Origin of the sequence: Synechococcus sp. CB0205 (assembly GCF_000179255.1) — a bacterium.
Taxonomy (GTDB): Bacteria; Cyanobacteriota; Cyanobacteriia; order PCC-6307; family Cyanobiaceae; genus Vulcanococcus.
This window is the reverse complement of sequence record NZ_ADXM01000013.1, coordinates 22321-38926: the sequence shown is the minus strand read 5'-3', so window position 1 is coordinate 38926 and position 16606 is coordinate 22321. Positions and strand designations below refer to the sequence as shown.

18 protein-coding genes are annotated in these 16606 nt (G+C 63.8%); 10 read left to right on the top strand and 8 right to left on the bottom strand.

Features of this window, described 5'->3' with window-relative positions:
- Positions 1-21: 21 nt before the first annotated feature.
- The gene (locus tag CB0205_RS0101205; protein WP_010313376.1) at positions 22-366 is read right to left on the bottom strand and encodes a rhodanese-like domain-containing protein; all 345 of its coding nucleotides are present in this window, start codon (positions 364-366) and stop codon (positions 22-24) included.
- A gap of 80 nt (positions 367-446) precedes the next feature.
- Between CB0205_RS0101205 and CB0205_RS0101200 the strand changes: the two genes are divergently transcribed.
- The 9 genes from CB0205_RS0101200 to CB0205_RS0101160 all read left to right on the top strand — a co-directional run bounded on the left by CB0205_RS0101200 (position 447) and on the right by CB0205_RS0101160 (position 8025).
- Positions 447-2036, top strand: coding sequence for a DUF3352 domain-containing protein (locus tag CB0205_RS0101200; RefSeq protein ID WP_010313374.1), 1590 nt, complete (start codon positions 447-449; stop codon positions 2034-2036).
- A 2-nt stretch (positions 2037-2038) separates the two neighbouring features.
- Complete coding sequence (gene sixA, locus CB0205_RS0101195; RefSeq protein ID WP_010313370.1) at positions 2039-2599, top strand: phosphohistidine phosphatase SixA; 561 nt, start codon at positions 2039-2041, stop codon at positions 2597-2599.
- 26 nt (positions 2600-2625) lie between these two features.
- Entirely contained in the window at positions 2626-3786 is a 1161-nt protein-coding gene (locus CB0205_RS0101190; protein WP_010313368.1) for a citrate synthase, read from the top strand.
- A 65-nt stretch (positions 3787-3851) separates the two neighbouring features.
- Positions 3852-4970: an NADH-quinone oxidoreductase subunit NuoH gene (gene nuoH, locus CB0205_RS0101185; RefSeq protein WP_010313366.1), complete on the top strand. Its 1119-nt coding sequence runs from the start codon at positions 3852-3854 to the stop codon at positions 4968-4970.
- A 75-nt stretch (positions 4971-5045) separates the two neighbouring features.
- Positions 5046-5642, top strand: a complete 597-nt coding sequence (ndhI, locus tag CB0205_RS14085) for an NAD(P)H-quinone oxidoreductase subunit I (protein WP_010313364.1) — start codon at positions 5046-5048, stop codon at positions 5640-5642.
- On the top strand, positions 5642-6241 hold the full coding sequence (locus CB0205_RS0101175) for an NADH-quinone oxidoreductase subunit J (RefSeq protein WP_010313362.1): 600 nt from the start codon (positions 5642-5644) through the stop codon (positions 6239-6241). Before ndhI ends, CB0205_RS0101175 begins: the two co-directional genes overlap by 1 nt.
- Positions 6241-6570, top strand: a complete 330-nt coding sequence (nuoK, locus tag CB0205_RS0101170; RefSeq protein ID WP_010313359.1) for an NADH-quinone oxidoreductase subunit NuoK — start codon at positions 6241-6243, stop codon at positions 6568-6570. Before CB0205_RS0101175 ends, nuoK begins: the two co-directional genes overlap by 1 nt.
- Before the next feature lie 30 nt (positions 6571-6600).
- A complete protein-coding gene (locus CB0205_RS0101165; protein ID WP_010313357.1) occupies positions 6601-7512 on the top strand; it encodes an NAD(+) kinase in 912 nt (303 codons plus the stop codon).
- Positions 7513-7521: 9 nt separating this feature from the next.
- On the top strand, positions 7522-8025 hold the full coding sequence (locus tag CB0205_RS0101160) for a CYTH domain-containing protein (RefSeq protein ID WP_010313355.1): 504 nt from the start codon (positions 7522-7524) through the stop codon (positions 8023-8025).
- Between the two features lie 182 nt (positions 8026-8207).
- Here the strand turns inward: CB0205_RS0101160 and CB0205_RS0101155 are convergent, their stop codons facing one another.
- Complete coding sequence (locus tag CB0205_RS0101155; RefSeq protein ID WP_010313351.1) at positions 8208-8477, bottom strand: response regulator transcription factor; 270 nt, start codon at positions 8475-8477, stop codon at positions 8208-8210.
- 93 nt (positions 8478-8570) lie between these two features.
- On the opposite strand from CB0205_RS0101155, the gene CB0205_RS0101150 reads away from it, so the two are divergent.
- Positions 8571-9455 carry a methylenetetrahydrofolate reductase gene (locus CB0205_RS0101150; protein ID WP_010313349.1) on the top strand — a complete coding sequence of 295 codons (885 nt, stop codon included), beginning with the start codon at positions 8571-8573 and terminating at the stop codon, positions 9453-9455.
- Here the strand turns inward: CB0205_RS0101150 and CB0205_RS0101145 are convergent.
- The 6 genes from CB0205_RS0101145 to CB0205_RS0101120 all read right to left on the bottom strand — a co-directional run bounded on the left by CB0205_RS0101145 (position 9439) and on the right by CB0205_RS0101120 (position 16586).
- Positions 9439-10620 carry an NDP-sugar synthase gene (locus tag CB0205_RS0101145; protein WP_010313346.1) on the bottom strand — a complete coding sequence of 394 codons (1182 nt, stop codon included), beginning with the start codon at positions 10618-10620 and terminating at the stop codon, positions 9439-9441. The genes CB0205_RS0101150 and CB0205_RS0101145 overlap by 17 nt on opposite strands.
- A gap of 22 nt (positions 10621-10642) precedes the next feature.
- Positions 10643-11530: a segregation/condensation protein A gene (locus CB0205_RS0101140; protein WP_010313344.1), complete on the bottom strand. Its 888-nt coding sequence runs from the start codon at positions 11528-11530 to the stop codon at positions 10643-10645.
- A gap of 121 nt (positions 11531-11651) precedes the next feature.
- Entirely contained in the window at positions 11652-12011 is a 360-nt protein-coding gene (locus CB0205_RS0101135; RefSeq protein ID WP_010313342.1) for a LapA family protein, read from the bottom strand.
- An 86-nt stretch (positions 12012-12097) separates the two neighbouring features.
- Positions 12098-13702: an NAD(P)H-quinone oxidoreductase subunit 4 gene (locus tag CB0205_RS0101130; protein WP_198001892.1), complete on the bottom strand. Its 1605-nt coding sequence runs from the start codon at positions 13700-13702 to the stop codon at positions 12098-12100.
- Between the two features lie 117 nt (positions 13703-13819).
- Entirely contained in the window at positions 13820-15838 is a 2019-nt protein-coding gene (locus CB0205_RS0101125) for an NAD(P)H-quinone oxidoreductase subunit 5 (protein ID WP_010313338.1), read from the bottom strand.
- 46 nt (positions 15839-15884) lie between these two features.
- Positions 15885-16586: an NnrU family protein gene (locus CB0205_RS0101120; RefSeq protein WP_043705163.1), complete on the bottom strand. Its 702-nt coding sequence runs from the start codon at positions 16584-16586 to the stop codon at positions 15885-15887.
- Positions 16587-16606 lie beyond the last annotated feature (20 nt).

Below are 16606 nucleotides of genomic sequence, written 5' to 3'. Positions count from 1 at the left end.
GCGTTTGACCGCCTGGTTGCCTCAGTACCGCGGCACCATTGGGTCGGCTGAGACGCTCCAGGCATCGATTCCGCCCTGCAGGTTCAGCACCTGTTCGTAGCCCTGGGCTTCCATCAGCCAAGAGGCGAATTGCCAGCTGCGGATCCCGGCGTGACAGAGCACGACCACGGGTTGATCCCGGTTGATCAAGCTCGAGATCTGCTCAATCCAGGTCTCCGATTGACTCAGGGGGAGATGGATCACCGGTTGCTGCAGTCGAGCCAGGTCCAATTCCATGGCCTCTCGCACATCCACCAGTTGCAGCGCCTCACCGGCGTCGAGTCGACGCTTCAGTTCTGTGGCGCTGATGCTTGCGGGACTGGGCATCACGGAACCCTACCGGCGGTCACGGGGGTGCCAAAGATCGCCTTGATGCATAAAGATGAGGCCAATCCTGTAAGCGACGCATGAAGGCCCGCCCCTTCTTGGCGGCACTGCTGGCGGTGGCGTTGGCGATGCTGAGCTTTGGCTTGGCGGGTTGGTGGCTGCTCCTGCAGCGCAGTCCCCTTGCGTTGCAACACCAGGCCCTCTCCATGCCGCTGGCGGCGCGCTTTGTTCCGCGGACGGCGCCCCTGAGCCTGCACTGGTTGGTGGGCCCGGATGAGCCGGCTGCCTACGCCCGGGCCGTTGCTCCCCCCCGTCAGCGCCGTCAGGCCGCGGCGGCCGCTGACCGACTGCGGGACGGGGCCTTTGCCGCTGCGGGCCTGGACTACGCCTCGGAGCTCTCCCCCTGGCTGGGGGATGAAAGCAGCTTTGCCCTCTTGACCCCCCCTGGAAGTGGGGAGGCACCCGGTTGGGTGCTGGCGCTGCGCAGTCGCGACAACGAAGGGGCCCGCCGCTTCCTGCAGCGCTTCTGGCAGACCCGAAGCCTGGCTGGGACCGATCTGCAGATCACTAGCTATCGCGGCATGGGGCTGATCAGCGGTCGCGGCGCCCTCTTGGGCCAGGACCCGCAACCCCTGGCGACGGCCCTGATCAACGACGATTTGGTGCTGATCGCCTCCGGTCGGGGCGTGCTCGAGCAGGCGCTCGATGTCTCCCAAATCGATGAACTGAACCAGGCCGCCAGTGCGCCTCTGCAAAAGGCCCTGCAGCGACTTGGAGAGGGGGTGGCGCTGCTGACGGCCCGCCCCGAGGCTATGGAGCAGTGGCTCGGCTTGCCCGTTGGGGATGAGTCGGCGGCGGTGGAATTGGTGCTGGCCTTGGCCCCCCAAGGGTCGGGGCTTCAGGTGGATGGCCTGGCCCAGTTGCGCGATGCGCTCCCCAGTCTGGGTCCGGTCAACACGGAGCTGTTGCGCCAGGTGCAGGTCGCTGCCGACAGCCTTGCCTTCTTGACCAATCCCGCTGAGCTCCTCGCCGCCGAGGACGCCAATGTTTGGAGCAGCCTGCTTGGCCCGTCCCTGACCCAGGCCCTCAAGCGGGATCAAGGTCACCTGCCGGCCCTGGTGGCCGCGGCGGATTCGGGGCCCTTGCTTTGGGCCCATCAGAGCGAAGGTTGGTTGCTGGGCACCCGCGGGGATCGTCCGTCGGCCGAGACCCTGCAGCCGGCCCTTGAGGCCGATGGATACAGCGCCTCCCCGCTGGAGAGCCGCGGGCAAACCCTTCAGGCCTGGACGCGCCTCGAGTCCAAGCCGGTCAAGGGCAATCCCGACCAGCTCCAGGCCCAGCTCGCAGGTGCCCGCTCCAGCCAAGGTGGTTTCGCCTGGTGGGGCCAAGGCCTGGCGATCCTCAACCAGCAGTACGAAGGCCGTCGTGCACCCCAGGAGCGCCTCGATCAGCTGGAGCTCTTGGGCTCACCCCAGGCCCCCTTCCAGTGGTCGATGGACGCCCAGGCTGCCCAGGGTCTGCTCAGTCGCTGGAAGCTCTGGCGCTTGGTGGGCACGCTCTCCAGCTCCTCCCTGACCCCCCGTGTGGACGGGGTGGCCTTGAGCCTGGAGCCTGATGCCCCCGACCAACGCAGCTTGAGGCTGCGGGGGCTGCTGCAACTGCACGCCTGACCATGGCCAGCCGCAAGCTTGAGTTGCTGTTGGTGCGCCACGGCATCGCTGAAGAGCGCAGTGAGGGCGTCGATGACGCCCAGCGCAGCCTCACGCCGGAGGGGCGTGAGCGCACCACTCAGCAGCTGGAGCGCCTGCTGGAGTTGGAGTTGGATTGTGATCTGGTGCTCAGCAGTCCGCTGGTGCGGGCCCGCCAGACCGCTGAATTGATCGTGAGCGCAGGGCTAGCCCCAGAACTGGAGTTGGCGGCGGCCTTAGCCCCCCTGGCGGACCCCCTGCCCCTGCTCGATCGCTGGCTCGGCCCCCTCTCCCCGCGGCCCGGTTGGAAACGTCTGGCCTTGGTGGGCCATGAGCCGGACTTGAGCACCTTGGCGGCTCTGTTGATTGGTGTGCCGATGGCCCGAGCCCCCCAGGCGATCCGGCTCAAGAAAGCCGGTGCCTTGCTGCTGCAGTGGCCGATCGCCCCAGGCGCTGACTTGCTCGGATCGGCCCGCTTGGAGATGTTCCTGCCGCCGCGGGTACTGCTCGGTCGGCGACAGTCCCGCAGCGAGGGCGGGCCTTAGGTTGCGGTTGACGCAACCCCGATTCCATGGCTGAGGAGGCAACCCCAACGGCAGCGACTCCGGCGTATCGCCCGGGTCTGGAAGGGGTGCCGGCCACGCAGTCGGCGGTGTGCGACATCGATGGACAGCAAGGGCTGCTGACCTACCGCGGCTACCGGGTGGATCAGCTGGCCCAGCAGAGCACCTTCCTGGAGACCGCCTATCTGCTGATCTGGGGTGAGCTCCCCGACGCTGAGCAGCTGGCGGCGTTTGAGCAGGAGGTGCAAATGCACCGCCGGGTGAGCTTCCGCATCCGGGACATGATGAAGTGCTTCCCGGCCAGCGGCCATCCGATGGACGCCCTGCAGAGCAGTGCGGCCTCCCTGGGTCTCTTTTATTCCCGCCGCGCCCTCGACAACCCTGAATACATCTATTCAGCGGTGGTGCGCCTGATCGCCAAGATCCCGACGATGGTCGCGGCATTCCAGCTGATTCGCAAAGGGCAGGACCCCATTCAGCCCAGGGATGACCTGCCCTATGCGGCCAACTTCCTGTACATGCTCACCGAGCGTGAACCGGATCCCCTGGCGGCGCGCATCTTTGACGCCTGCTTGATCCTGCACGCCGAGCACAGCCTGAACGCCAGCACCTTCAGCGCGCGGGTGACGGCCAGCACCTTGACCGATCCCTACGCCGTGGTGGCCTCGGCTGTGGGGACCCTGGCGGGCCCCCTCCATGGCGGCGCGAATGAAGATGTCTTGGCGATGCTGGAAACCATCGGCTCCGCCGATCAGGTGAGGCCCTGGCTGGATCAGGCCATTGCCGAGAAGCGCAAGATCATGGGCTTCGGTCACCGCGAGTACAAGGTCAAGGACCCCCGGGCGGTGATCCTGCAGAAACTGGCGGAAGAGCTCTTCGATCAGTTCGGCCACGACCCCCTCTACGACCTGGCCCGCGAATTGGAAGCCGCGGCAGCCGAGCGCCTGGGCCCGAAGGGGATCTACCCGAACGTCGACTTCTATTCCGGCTTGGTCTACCGAAAACTGGGCATTCCCCAGGACCTGTTTACCCCGATCTTTGCGATCGCGCGCACCGCAGGCTGGCTGGCCCACTGGAAAGAACAGCTCGGTGCCAACCGCATCTACCGGCCCACGCAGATCTACACCGGCTCCAGCGGCCGCGATTGGCAGTCGATCGAAGGCCGTTAAGGGCTGCGCCGGCCTAAGTTGCCCCCATCAACAGACCACCCATGGTGATCGCCAATCCCGCTGTCGTGAGTGCCGGGCTCGACCTTGAGGCCAGCTTCACGGACGTGCTGCAGGGCTTCGGCTTGTCGCCGGGGATGGCCCACCTGCTCTGGCTGCCGCTGCCGATGCTGGTGGTCCTGGTGGCTGCAGTCGTTGGCGTGTTGGTCAACGTCTGGCTCGAGCGGAAGATCTCGGCTGCCGTTCAGCAGCGAATCGGCCCCGAATACGCCGGTGCCCTGGGCATCCTTCAGCCCCTCGCGGACGGCCTGAAGCTGCTGTTCAAAGAGGACATCATTCCGGCCCGAGCCGACGGCCTGCTCTTCACCCTGGGCCCGGTGCTGGTGCTGGTGCCGGTGATCCTCAGCTGGTTGGTCGTGCCCTTCGGCCAGCACCTGCTGATCAGCAATGTCGGCGTCGGGATTTTCCTCTGGATTTCCCTGAGCAGCATCCAGCCCATTGGCTTGCTGATGGCTGGCTACGCCTCGAATAACAAGTACTCCCTGCTCGGTGGCCTGCGGGCCGCCGCCCAGTCGATCTCCTACGAGATCCCCCTCGCCTTGGCAGTGCTGGCCGTGGTGATGATGAGCAACTCCCTCAGCACGGTTGACATCGTCAACCAGCAAACCGGCGCCGGGATTCTCAGCTGGAACATCTGGCGCCAACCCGTCGGTTTCGTGATCTTCTGGATCTGCGCCCTGGCCGAATGTGAGCGCCTTCCCTTCGACTTGCCGGAGGCTGAAGAGGAGTTGGTGGCTGGCTACCAGACCGAATACGCCGGCATGAAGTTCGCCCTCTTTTATCTGGGCAGCTACATCAACCTGGTGCTCTCCGCCCTGCTGGTGGCGGTGCTCTACCTGGGTGGCTGGGGCTTCCCGCTTCCCGTCGAGTGGGTGGTGAACCTGACGGGTCAGCCGATCGACGCTCCCCTGGTGCAGGTGATTACCGCTACCACCGGCATCGTGATGACGGTGCTGAAGGCCTACCTGCTGGTGTTCTTCGCGATCCTGCTGCGTTGGACCGTTCCCCGGGTGCGGATTGACCAGCTGCTGGACCTGGGTTGGAAGTTCCTGTTGCCCGTCGCCCTGGTCAACCTGCTGGTGACCGCTGGTCTGAAGCTCGCGTTCCCGGCCTTCTTCGGCGGTTAATTCCCCACCGCCACCCCCTTTGCCAGGTCGCCAGGCCATCATGGTGCCGGCGCCACCGCCCCTTCCCACCACTCCATGTTCGGGTTCCTCAAGAAAGTCGGTGACTACACCCGCGATGCGGTGGGTGCGGCCAACTACCTCGCCCAGGGGCTTTCGGTCACCTTTGATCACCTTCAGCGCAGGCCGATCACGGTTCAGTACCCCTACGAAAAACTGATTCCGTCGGAGCGCTACCGCGGCCGAATCCACTACGAGTTCGACAAGTGCATCGCCTGTGAGGTGTGTGTGCGCGTCTGCCCGATCAACCTGCCGGTGGTGGATTGGGTGATGAACAAAGCCACCAAGAAAAAGGAACTGCGCAACTACTCCATTGACTTCGGGGTGTGCATCTTCTGCGGCAACTGCGTCGAGTACTGCCCGACCAACTGCCTCTCGATGACCGAGGAGTACGAGCTGGCGGCCTTCGATCGCCACAGCCTGAACTACGACAACGTTGCCCTGGGCCGTCTCCCCACCAGCGTCACCAGCGACCCGGCGGTCGTGCCCCTGCGGGAGCTGGCCTATCTGCCGAAAGGAGAGATGGATCCCCATGGCGTGGATCCCAATCGTCCGCGGGCCGGCAAACTGCCCGCTGACGTCCTCAAGACCCTGCCGAAGGAGGAGAACGCCTGATGACCATTGCTTCCTCCACGCAGTTCATCTGCTTTGTCTGTCTTTCAGCAGCGGTCGCCATTGGCGCCCTTGGCGTAGTCCTGCTGCCGAGCATCGTCTATTCCGCATTTCTGCTGGGCGGCGTGTTCCTCTCGGTTGCCGGTCTCTACCTGCTGCTGAATGCCAGTTTCGTGGCGGCGGCCCAGGTGCTCGTCTATGTCGGTGCGGTCAACGTCCTGATCCTGTTCGCGATCATGCTCGTGAACAAGAAGGAAGACCTGGCGGCGATCCCTGGCCTGGCCGTACGTCGCTTCCTCTCCGGTGCAGTGTGCGCTGGTTTGTTTGCCCTGCTGCTGCGGGTGGCCTTCACGACTCCCTGGGCCCTGCCCGGCCCGACCCCCATTGGCGAAGAGGCCACCATTCGCATCGGTGAGCACCTCTTCAGCGACTACCTCCTGCCATTCGAGCTGGCGTCAGTCCTGCTGTTGATGGCGATGATCGGCGCGATCGTCCTGGCCCGCCGCGATGTCTTCAGCACCGATGTGGTCACTGGCGAACCCGCTGATCAGGGTTTGATCGAGAAATCCCGCACCCCCCTGCTCCTGGAGAAAACCAACTGATGTCCATCGAGCTGCCGACCACCGTTCCTCTCCAGGGCTATCTCGCCTTGGCCGCCATCTTGTTTTGCACGGGTGTCTGGGGATTGATCAACAGCCGCAACGCTGTGCGGGTTCTGATGAGCATCGAGCTGATGCTCAATGCGGTGAACATCAACCTGATGGCCTTCTCCAGCTACCTCGATGGCCAGCTGATTCGCGGACAGGTCTTTGCGATTTTCGTCATCACCGTGGCGGCTGCTGAGGCTGCCGTCGGCCTGGCGATCCTTCTCTCTCTGTATCGGAACCGTGAAACGGTGGATATGGAGCGTTTCAACTTGCTGCGTTGGTAGCCAGGCTGGGCGCGAGCTCAGCTCTGGCTTATGCGCCTTGAGACCGTTTGGTTGATCCATCGAGCGGCCAGCCAGGCTGCCCTGCGCCAAGCCCGGCGTTGTGCCCAGATCTTGCGCGATCAAGGCGTCAAGGTCGCCGTGGCCATGAGTGGGGCCAGTGCGAACCCCTTCCCCGGGCTCTTGGCGGATGAGGGGAGTCCGCCCGATTTGGCCGTGGTGCTGGGGGGAGACGGAACGGTGCTTGGGGCCGCGCGGCACCTGGCGCCCCTGGATGTGCCGATCCTCTCGTTCAATGTCGGCGGTCATTTTGGCTTTTTGACCCAGGAGCGCAAGCTGCTGGGCCATGGCCATGAGGCCGAGGGTTCCTTCGATCTCTGGCAGCGACTTCGGGACGATCGCTTTGCCCTCGAGCGGCGCATGATGCTCGAGGCGCGCACCGACAGCAGCGACACGGTGCATACGGCCCTGAATGACCTCTACCTGAGGCCCGGGATCGACGAGGTCACGCCCACCTGTGTCCTGGAGTTGGAGATTGATGGCGAGGTGGTCGATCAGTTCCGGGGGGATGGCCTGATCATGTCGACCGCGACCGGCTCAACGGGGTATTCGATGGCGGCCGGCGGCCCGATCTTGCATCCCGGTGTGGAGGCGATTGTGGTGAACCCGATCTGTCCGATGAGCCTCTCCAGCCGGCCGTTGGTGGTTCCGCCCCGGGCGCAGTTGGCGGTCTGGCCGCTGGGTCCCTCCAACAGTCGGGTGCGCCTCTGGAAGGACGGGGCCTTCGCGGCGGTTCTGGAGCCCGGGGATCGCTGTGATGTGCGCCGCTCCCCCCATCACGCCTTGATGGTGCTGCTGGAGCAGAGCCCCTCCTACTACCGCACCTTGACCCATAAGTTGCATTGGGCCGGCAGTTTGACGGCCGCCGAGCCGTCTCCTAACTAGAGCAAGTCCATGGCCCTCGAGATTGAGCGTCGCTTTCTGGTCTCCGGTCAGCAGTGGCGCTCCGTGGTGTCTTGGCAGCGGGACTTTGCCCAGGGGTACCTGCCGAACTCCTCCCAGGCGATGACCGCGCGGGTCCGCCTAGCCGGCGCGGATGAGGCTTGGCTGACGCTCAAATTCCCCGCCGGCGGAATCGCCCGGCAGGAGTTTGAGTACGCGATTCCGGCGGCCGATGCTTCGGCGTTGCTCGAGCGCTGCGAAGCGCAGCTGATCAAGCGTCGCTTCGGCTTGGATTTACCGGGTGGGGACTGGGTTCTGGATGTCTTTGCAGGGGAGAACGCCCCCTTGGTGCTGACCGAAGTGGAACTGGAGCGGGTCGATCAGGCCGTGGAGATCCCGGATTGGTGCGTGCGGGAGATCACCGGGCTGGGCCAATTCAGCAATGCGGCCTTGGCAAGCCATCCCTGGGCCCGCTGGAGCGAGGCGGAGCGGAGCCCCTGGCTGGAGGACAGCTGAGCTGCCTTAGGATTCGCTTAAGGATTGCCCAGGTTGTTCGTTGCTCGGCCTTTACGACCAAGACGGAGTGCTCCGCTGCTGTGGGCTGGATCAGGCCGAGTGCCTCGCCTACGCCGAGCTCTTTGCCCTGGGCGAGGGTGCCTTCAGCATTGAACCGCTGTTCGCGGCAGGGGAGTCGGGAGCTAGTCCTCGTCCCCAGGCAGGTTGCAGCAATTGAAGCCGTCGCGGCAGATCTTGCCGTGATCCATCGCCCAATTCAGCAGCGCCACGCGGTTCTTGGCGCCCGTTTTGGTGAAGACGTTGCTGACGTGGTTGTCCACGGTGCGTTTGCTGATCATCAGGTTCTCGCCAATCTCCTGATTGGTGAGGCCTTGGGCGACGAGTTGGATGATCTCCAGTTCGCGCTCGGAGAGGTCCATGGGGGAATGGCCGAGGCTGCTTCGATCAGTCATCCATGCCCCGAGACGCCTTGTCACTGTAGGCAGCCGATCCCATCTGGGCATGGCAGCGGTGGTTAATGATGGGCCCTGTTAAGCAAGGTTGTTTTGCGGCTACAGCAGGCGCTTGAGGCGGGCCAGTTTGCCCTGACGGCAGAGGTGATGCCCCCCCGTGGCGGGGAGATCAAGCGGACCCTTGAGCACGCAGCGTTGCTGAAGGACTGGGTGCACGCCGTGAACGTCACCGACGGCAGCCGCGCCGTCATGCGGATGAGCAGCCTGGCGGTCTGTCGGCTATTGCTGGACGCCGGTGTCGAGCCGGTCTGGCAGCAGGCTTGCCGGGACCGCAATCGCATTGGTCTGCAGGCCGATCTGCTGGGGGCCCATGCCCTGGGGATCAGAAACATCCTCTGTCTGACGGGGGACCCGGTTCGTGCGGGAGATCAACCGCAGGCCCGGCCGGTTAACGAGTTGGAGTCGGTGCGCTTGCTCAAGCAGGTGGCGGCCTTTAATCGCGGTGAGGATCCGGTGGATGGCCCCCTGCCGGATGGTCCAACGGACCTGTTCGCCGGTGCAGCGGCCGATCCGCAAAGCCCCAGTTGGAGCGGTCTGAGCAGCCGAATCCGCCGGAAGCAGCAGGCGGGGGCGCGATTTGTGCAGACCCAGATGGTGATGGACGAGGACTGCCTGAAGCGTTTCGTCGATGAGATCACCGCCCCCTTAGGACTGCCGGTACTGGCGGGGGTGTTTCTCCTGAAATCGGCGAAAAACGCCGCCTTCATTAACCGCGTCGTTCCCGGCGCCTGTATTCCTCAAGCGATCATTGATCGACTGGCCGCCGCGAGTAATCCAGCGGACGAGGGAATCACCATCGCGGCGGAACAGGTCCGTCGCTACGCCCAAACCTGTCAGGGCGTTCACCTGATGGCCGTGAAGGCAGAGGAGCGCATTCCCCTGATCCTGGAACGCGCGGGATTTAGCTCGCGCTACTGATCGCTAGGTCGGTGCCGAGCAGGTCGGCCATGGCCTTCTGTTGCGCAGAGGGCTTGGCGTAGTCCTGGCGGCGGGCGTCGGTGATCAACCAGTCCAGGGCTGCTTCTTGGAGATCGAAGTGGTCGCCATTGCGGTCAACGCAGTAACGACCAAAGACCAACTTCTCGACTAGACGAACGCCGGGTCCGATGCGGGAGTAGTCAAAGATGATCGAGTTATCGATCGTGGCGCCTTCGCAGATGTGGCAGCTCGGTCCGATCATTGCGGGGCCAATGATTGTGGCGCCGTCTTCGATCTTGGTCATGCCGCCGACGTAAATCGGTCCCTCGACATGGATCTTGTCCCAGTTGGCTGCCACGTTGAGGCCGGCATAGATGCCCGGACGGATTTCCTTGCCGGGGATTTGAACCTGGCGCACTTCGCCCTGCAGAACACTGCGGATGGCCTGCCAGTAGTCGGGGACTTTGCCGATATCGACCCACTCGAAGTCCATCGGCAGGGCGTAGAACGGTGCGCCGTTGGCGACCAGCTGGGGGAAGAGGTCAGAGCCGATGTCGAAGGGAACACCCTCGGGGACAAAATCGAGAACTTCCGGCTCGAAGATGTAGATGCCGGTGTTGATCGTGTCGCTGGCGGCTTCTTCCACAGAGGGCTTCTCTTGGAAGGAACGCACCCGGCCGTCGTCATCGGTGACCACGACGCCGTAGCTGCTGACCTGGTCCCGGGGAACGCGCTTGGTGATCAAGCTCGCCATCGCCCCTTTGGCCTTGTGGCGCTTCACGGCTTCGCTGAGATCGAGGTCGATCAGCGCGTCTCCGCAGAGCACCACGAAGGTGTCATCAAAGAAGTGCTGGAAGGTCTGAATCTTTTTGAGGCCACCGGCGGAGCCAACGGCATCACCAATCAGCTCGCCGTCTTCAATCCGTCCTTCAAAGCTGTAGGCGATTTCAACGCCAAAGCGTTGACCATCGCGGAAATAGTTCTCGATCTCCTCAGCCAGGTGGGAGACATTCACCATGATTTCGGTGAACCCGTGCTCCCGCAAAAGCTCCAGCAGAAACTCCATCACGGGTTTCTGAAGGATGGGGATCATCGGCTTCGGGATCGTGTGAGTAATGGGTCTCACACGGGTTCCCTTGCCCGCGGCCAGGATCATCGCCTTCATCGCGCCACCCTACGCAAAAGACTTAGGCCGCAATGGGTTCTCGAGCCGGCCCCCGAGCTGACCCCAGTTCAGAGGGCAGCGGCAGTTGCACCGATTCCCGCTCATCGAGCAGCCGCTTGAGTTGCAAGGGCCCGAACAAGCCGCCCTGCTGCTCCAATTCCACTTTTCCTTGGGAGCAGAGGAACAGCAGCGCCCAAAACACCCCCACCCGATCGCTGTCCAGATCCTCGGGTGCGACGGCAGCCCAGGCCTCCACGAGACCCTCAAAACCCGTCCACTCAAGGGATTGCGGCCACTGCAGCAGGAACTGGCTCAGGGCGGCGGTGGTTTCCGGCAGTTTCTCGCGGTGGGCGAGGGCGGCGACCTGCTCGATGGCGGCCCGGTCGCTGTAGCGGCGGCTGCGTTGGCGGTTGCGGACTTGTCCCTCTTCTTGCTCGAGGCGCTCGGCGATGTCCTCGAGTTGCCGGATCAGTTCGCCCAGGGTCACCGGGCGCTGCAGCGGTGGCGGGGCTACGGGGCGCCGCAGCAGATGGCGCTCCGGTTTGCGGGGGAGCTCCAGCCCAGGGGTGAGCAGCCAACCCTGCCCCTCGGCATCGAAGTCAAAGTCATACCCCTCGTCCAGTTCGGGTTCAGGGGGGAAGGTCTGGGCCTCGAGGACTTCCGCCTTCAGGCTGACCAGCACCGACGCGGCGAGGAAGGCTTCGCTGGTTTCGGCGAGGTCCTGTTCGTAGCTGCCGCCGCGTCCCTTATTGAGGGCCGCCACGAGCTTGGGCACTTCAATGCGCTGCCGCAGCTGATCGAGAAAGCCGTCGACGACAGCGATGACATCGACGTCCCAGGGGTCGAGATCACCCCGTTCGGCGGCGTCTTGCAACAGCCGGATCGCAAGCCTGGCGCCACCTTCGGCCACGGTTTCTTGCGGACTGGACTGAAGGTACCGGCTTGAAGCGGGTTAAGCCAGTGCTCAAGAGCGATCTGAGCCCATTCTTTTCATGGGCTTCTTGGTCAATCTTGCTCCCCTAGGCGTGCAATTAAGCGGCCTCGCCCTGGGCGGAGCTTTCGCCAGCGGCTGGGAGCAGGCCCAGCTGGGCATCCACGGTGGCGCGGTAGCGCTGCACGTCTTCCTCAAGCTCGCGAATGCGCACCTGTTGTGCTTCGTACTCGCCAGGATCGGTCTGGCTTTCGACCCGCTTAACCACACCGGTCCAGACGGCAAAGACCCAGGCGGCGGTTGCGCCGACACCGCCCACCACCAGCAGCAGTGCGGCGAGGGGCATGGTGGTGGTCAGCCCGGGCAGAAAGCGCACGGTGGTGGGCGCGGTGTTCTCCAGGGTGAACATCACCGTGGCCAGACCAAAACTGAAGATCAGCAGGAAGTTCAGCTGCTTCATGGCTGCGAGGGGCCGCTGTTGAGCTGTTTTGAGATTACGAAGATCTTGCAAGCGCAGCCGCTGAGAGGCTGCGCTTCGTAATGGCCCTAGCTCAGGGCTGGTGCCTGCAGGGGGGCCTGGCGAATCAGGCCAGCTCCGGCAGGAGCGGTCAGGGCCTTCATCGCACTCTCGTTTCGGGCCACCAACTGTTCCATAGAGGCCTTGTAGCTGTCGGTCATCAGGCGTGGGTAGAGGCCAATGCCGATGATCGGAACCAGCAGGCAACCGATGATGTAGATCTCCCGCGGCTCGGCATCCACCAGGTTGGTGTGGTCGACGAGCTCGGCCTTTTCCTTGCCGTAGAAGATCTCCCGCAACATCGAGAGCAGGTAGATCGGGGTGAGGATCACGCCGATGGCCGCCAGGCCATCCATGGCCACCCGGAAGGGAAGGGTGTAGGCGTCATCGGTGGCAAAGCCGACGAAGACCATCAGCTCGCTGACGAAGCCGCTCATCCCGGGCAGGGCCAAGGAAGCGAGGGAGCAGACCGTCCAGAGCGCAAACATCTTGCGCATCTTCTGGCCCACACCACCCATCTCGTCGAGCTGGAGGGTGTGGGTTCGGTCGTAGGTGGCACCCACCAGGAAGAACAGAGAGGCGCCGATCAGGCCGTGGCTGATCATCTGCAGCATCGCCCCGCTGGAGCCCAGCGCACTGAAACTGCCGATGCCGATCAGCACAAAGCCCATGTGGCTGATCGAGCTGTAGGCGATTTTGCGTTTGAGGTTGCGTTGGGCGAAGGAGGTCAGGGCGGCGTAAATGATGTTCACCACGCCCAGGACGACCAGTAGTGGCGCGAAGACCGCATGCCCATCTGGAAGGATCTGGCAGTTGAAACGCAGCAGGGCGTAGCCGCCCATCTTCAGCAGAATCCCGGCCAGCAGCATGTGGACCGGGGCCGTCGCTTCGCCGTGGGCATCCGGGAGCCAGGTATGCAGCGGAACGATGGGGAGCTTGACGCCAAAGGCGATCAGTAGGCCCGCATAGGCCAGGAGTTGGAACTTCAAGGAGAAGCCCTTGGCCATCAAGTCGCTGTATTCAAAGCTGGTGGTCCCGCCGTAGAAGGCCATGGCCAGGCCCGCCAGGAGGATGAACAGCGAACTGCCAGCGGTGTAAAGGATGAACTTGGTGGCGGCGTACTGGCGTTTTTTCCCACCCCAGATCGCCAAGAGCAGATAGACCGGCAGCAGCTCGAGCTCCCAGGCTAGGAAGAACAGCAGCATGTCCTGGACAGCGAAGACGGCGATCTGGCCGCCATCCATCGCCAGCAGCAGGAAATAGAACAGGCGGGGCTTGAAGCTCACGGGCCAGGCCGCCAGCACGGCCAGGGCCGTAATGAAGCTGGTCAGCAGGATCAGCGGCATGGAGATCCCGTCGGCTCCAACCGACCAGGAGAGCCCCACTTGCGGGAGCCAGCTGACCCGCTCCACCAATTGCAGATTCGGGTCGCTGGGGTCGTACCCCGTCAGATACGCCCCAACGGTGATCAAAAAGGTGATCAGGGCCACGCCCAGGGCAAACCAGCGGACCTGTTTGCCATCCCCCTTGTCAGGGATAAACGGAATGCAGAGGGCCGCTGCAATCGGGAACAGGATCGAGGCGCTGAGCCACGGGAATACCGAGCTGCTCGCCTGTTCCGTCGCTACGGCCAGGGTTGAGACGAAGTCCAGGATCACCGAAAGCGAATCGCTTTAGGCGGAGTGTAGAAATGCTCACCGTGACGCGCCCCTGGGAGTGGGCGATGTCACACAGAGCGTTGTGCGAAGGCCTCAGCCCAGGGCTCCGAAGAGCACCACCAGGGCGATCACCCCTCCGAAAACGATCAGCGCATAGAACTGCGCACGGCCGGTCTCGAAGTATTTGAGACCCTCTCCACTGCCCAGGGTGACCAGGCCGGTGAGGTTCACGACCCCATCAACCACCTTGGAATCCACCTCCAGCACCGAGCGCGCCAGTTTGCGGCTGCCCTGAACGAAGAGCTTGTCGTTGATGTCGTCCAGGTACCACTTGTTCGCCAGGAAGGCATTGATGCTGGGGAAACGACCGGCCACTGCAGTCGCCAGGTCCAGCTTGCGCAGGGCGTATGCCAGGACGGCCACGCTGATGCCGATCACCGAGATCGTCACGGAGGCTCCGGCTAAGGGCAGGAATTCAGACCAGCTGAAGTGTTCTGCCACCTCGGCGGCTTCCTGGGGATCGAGGAGGGTGCCGAACCGGCTGTTCCAGGGCACACCCAAGAGACCCACCAAGACCGAGGGGACCGCCAGGACGGCCAAGGGCATGGCCATCTGCCAGCCGGATTCATGGGGATGATCGGCGTGGGCATGGTGTTCGCCATGCTCCTCACCGTGCTCGTCCGCGCCTTTGCCGGCAGCGGCCATCAGCTGGGCTTGCATCGCCTTGTCGTTGCCGCGGAACTCCCCTTCAAAGGTCAGGAAGTAGAGCCGGAACATATAGAAGGCGGTCATCCCGGCGGTGACAAAGCCCGCGGCCCAGAGGATCGGGAAGCTGCCAAAGGCTTGGCCGAGGATTTCGTCCTTGCTCCAGAAACCAGCCAGGGGCGGGATGCCGCTGATGGCCAGGCAGCCAATAAAGAAGGTGCTGCTGGTGACGGGCATGTACTTGCGCAGCCCGCCCATCAAACGCATGTCCTGGGCCAGGACCGCCTCGTGGCCAACCACCTCTTCCATGGCGTGGATCACTGAGCCAGAGCCCAGGAAGAGCATGGCCTTAAAGAAGGCGTGGGTCACCAGGTGGAACATGCCCGCCACCGGGGCGCCACAACCCATGGCCAGCATCATGTAGCCCAGTTGGCTGACGGTGCTGTAGGCCAGGCCCTTCTTCAGATCCATCTGGGTCAGGGCGATCGAGGCCCCCAGGAAGAGGGTGATCGTGCCGATCACGGCCACTACGACCTGCACCTCAGGGAAGGGCACGTAGACCGGTTGCAGGCGCGCCACCAGGAAGACACCCGCCGCCACCATCGTGGCGGCATGGATCAGGGCTGAGATGGGGGTTGGGCCCTCCATCGCGTCCGGCAGCCAAACGTGCAGTGGGAACTGGGCCGACTTGGCCATCGGACCCATGAAGACCAGCAGGCACAGCAGGATCGCGATGCCGTTGGAGACGCTGCCGGCGCTGATGGCCTCTTGCAGGCGCACCCCGATCTCTTCAAAGCCGAAGCTGCCGGTGGCCCAGAACAGGCCGAGGATGCCCAGCAGCAGGCCGAAGTCACCGACGCGGTTTACCACAAAGGCTTTCTGGGCGGCATTGGCGGCGCCATCGCGGTCGTACCAGAAGCCCACCAGCAAGTAGGAGCACATGCCCACCAGCTCCCAGAAGACATAGATCTGGAGCAGGTTGGGACTGATCACCAGGCCCAGCATCGAGCTGCTGAAGAGGGCGAGGTAGGTGAAAAAGCGGACATAGCCCTTGTCGTGGGCCATGTAGCCATCGGAGTAGATCATCACCAGCACGGCGATGGTCGTCACCAGCGAGAGCATGACGGCGCCGAGCGCGTCGACGCGGAAGCCCATCTCCAGGGTGAAGGCCCCGGCGCTGGCCCAGTCGAAGAGCACCTCCGTGGCGCCCGCGCCCGACAGCTGCTGGGCGAGAACGGCGTAACTCAAGACCGCCGCGGCTCCGACACAGCTGATCAACAGCAGTGCTACCGGTTTGCGCAGGCGGTTGACCGTGCGGTTAAAGCTGATCAACCCCAGGCCAACGATCGCGGCCCCGATCAGCGGGAGCACCGGGATGAGCCAGGCGAGTTCGGCGGGCGACGGCATCCGGCACTCAGGGAATCAGGGCGAGTGTAGGCAGCCCCGCGGGCGCTTATCCCAGCCAGTGCGCGAGCCCTAATCGACTGAAGCCTGTCGCGGCCAGCCCGATGTAGCGGTGGGCCCACCAGAAGACGCCAACGGCGATGGCGATGCCCAGTTGGGCGGGCCTGAGGAATTCAGCGGCCACCAGCTGTTGACGTCCATCCAGCACCGCGCGGAAGGGAACGATGGAGGTGCTGGCCCTGAGCTCCTCAAAGGCTTCGCCAAAACGGTTGCTGAGACGGCGATCACCGTTCCAAACGGCAAAGAGATGGTGGGCAATCAAGCCAAGGCAGGTCGCGACCATGAAGCTGCTGCCAACCCAAAGCAGATGGGTGCAGCACCAGAGGATCTGGCCAATGGCCTGGGGGTGGCGGCTGATGCGAATGATGCCGGTGGCGTACATGCGCACCTGGGGCTTGAGAACCGCCGGGATCTCCAGCAGGTTGTAGGTCGCTGGGTAGAGGAAGAGAAAGGAGATGGCTGTTCCGACCCAGACCAGGGGCACGATCCAGGGCTGGTCCTGGAGATTCCAAAGCCGGATCCCGTCGTAGCGGTGGGCCAGGAAGTAACCGATCACCACCACGGCAGAGGGAATGCTGACGGCGGCAAACAACAGCCGCCAGGCCCGCTCACCAATGCGCTCAGCCCCCCAGTACCGCAGAGAGGCCCCGCCGCTGTGGATGACAGCGAAGACCAGGAGTAGAGCCAGCATCACCAGGCTGCTGTGGTGGA

Coding starts and splice junctions, on each gene's coding strand:
- CB0205_RS0101205 (WP_010313376.1), bottom strand. CDS start 366: ATGCCCAGTCCCGCAAGCATCAGCGCCACAGAACTGAAGCGTCGACTC.
- CB0205_RS0101200 (WP_010313374.1), top strand. CDS start 447: ATGAAGGCCCGCCCCTTCTTGGCGGCACTGCTGGCGGTGGCGTTGGCG.
- sixA (WP_010313370.1), top strand. CDS start 2,039: ATGGCCAGCCGCAAGCTTGAGTTGCTGTTGGTGCGCCACGGCATCGCT.
- CB0205_RS0101190 (WP_010313368.1), top strand. CDS start 2,626: ATGGCTGAGGAGGCAACCCCAACGGCAGCGACTCCGGCGTATCGCCCG.
- ndhI (WP_010313364.1), top strand. CDS start 5,046: ATGTTCGGGTTCCTCAAGAAAGTCGGTGACTACACCCGCGATGCGGTG.
- CB0205_RS0101175 (WP_010313362.1), top strand. CDS start 5,642: ATGACCATTGCTTCCTCCACGCAGTTCATCTGCTTTGTCTGTCTTTCA.
- nuoK (WP_010313359.1), top strand. CDS start 6,241: ATGTCCATCGAGCTGCCGACCACCGTTCCTCTCCAGGGCTATCTCGCC.
- CB0205_RS0101165 (WP_010313357.1), top strand. CDS start 6,601: ATGCGCCTTGAGACCGTTTGGTTGATCCATCGAGCGGCCAGCCAGGCT.
- CB0205_RS0101160 (WP_010313355.1), top strand. CDS start 7,522: ATGGCCCTCGAGATTGAGCGTCGCTTTCTGGTCTCCGGTCAGCAGTGG.
- CB0205_RS0101155 (WP_010313351.1), bottom strand. CDS start 8,477: ATGACTGATCGAAGCAGCCTCGGCCATTCCCCCATGGACCTCTCCGAG.
- CB0205_RS0101145 (WP_010313346.1), bottom strand. CDS start 10,620: ATGAAGGCGATGATCCTGGCCGCGGGCAAGGGAACCCGTGTGAGACCC.
- CB0205_RS0101135 (WP_010313342.1), bottom strand. CDS start 12,011: ATGAAGCAGCTGAACTTCCTGCTGATCTTCAGTTTTGGTCTGGCCACG.
- CB0205_RS0101125 (WP_010313338.1), bottom strand. CDS start 15,838: ATGCCGTCGCCCGCCGAACTCGCCTGGCTCATCCCGGTGCTCCCGCTG.
- CB0205_RS0101120 (WP_043705163.1), bottom strand. CDS start 16,586: ATGCTGGCTCTACTCCTGGTCTTCGCTGTCATCCACAGCGGCGGGGCC.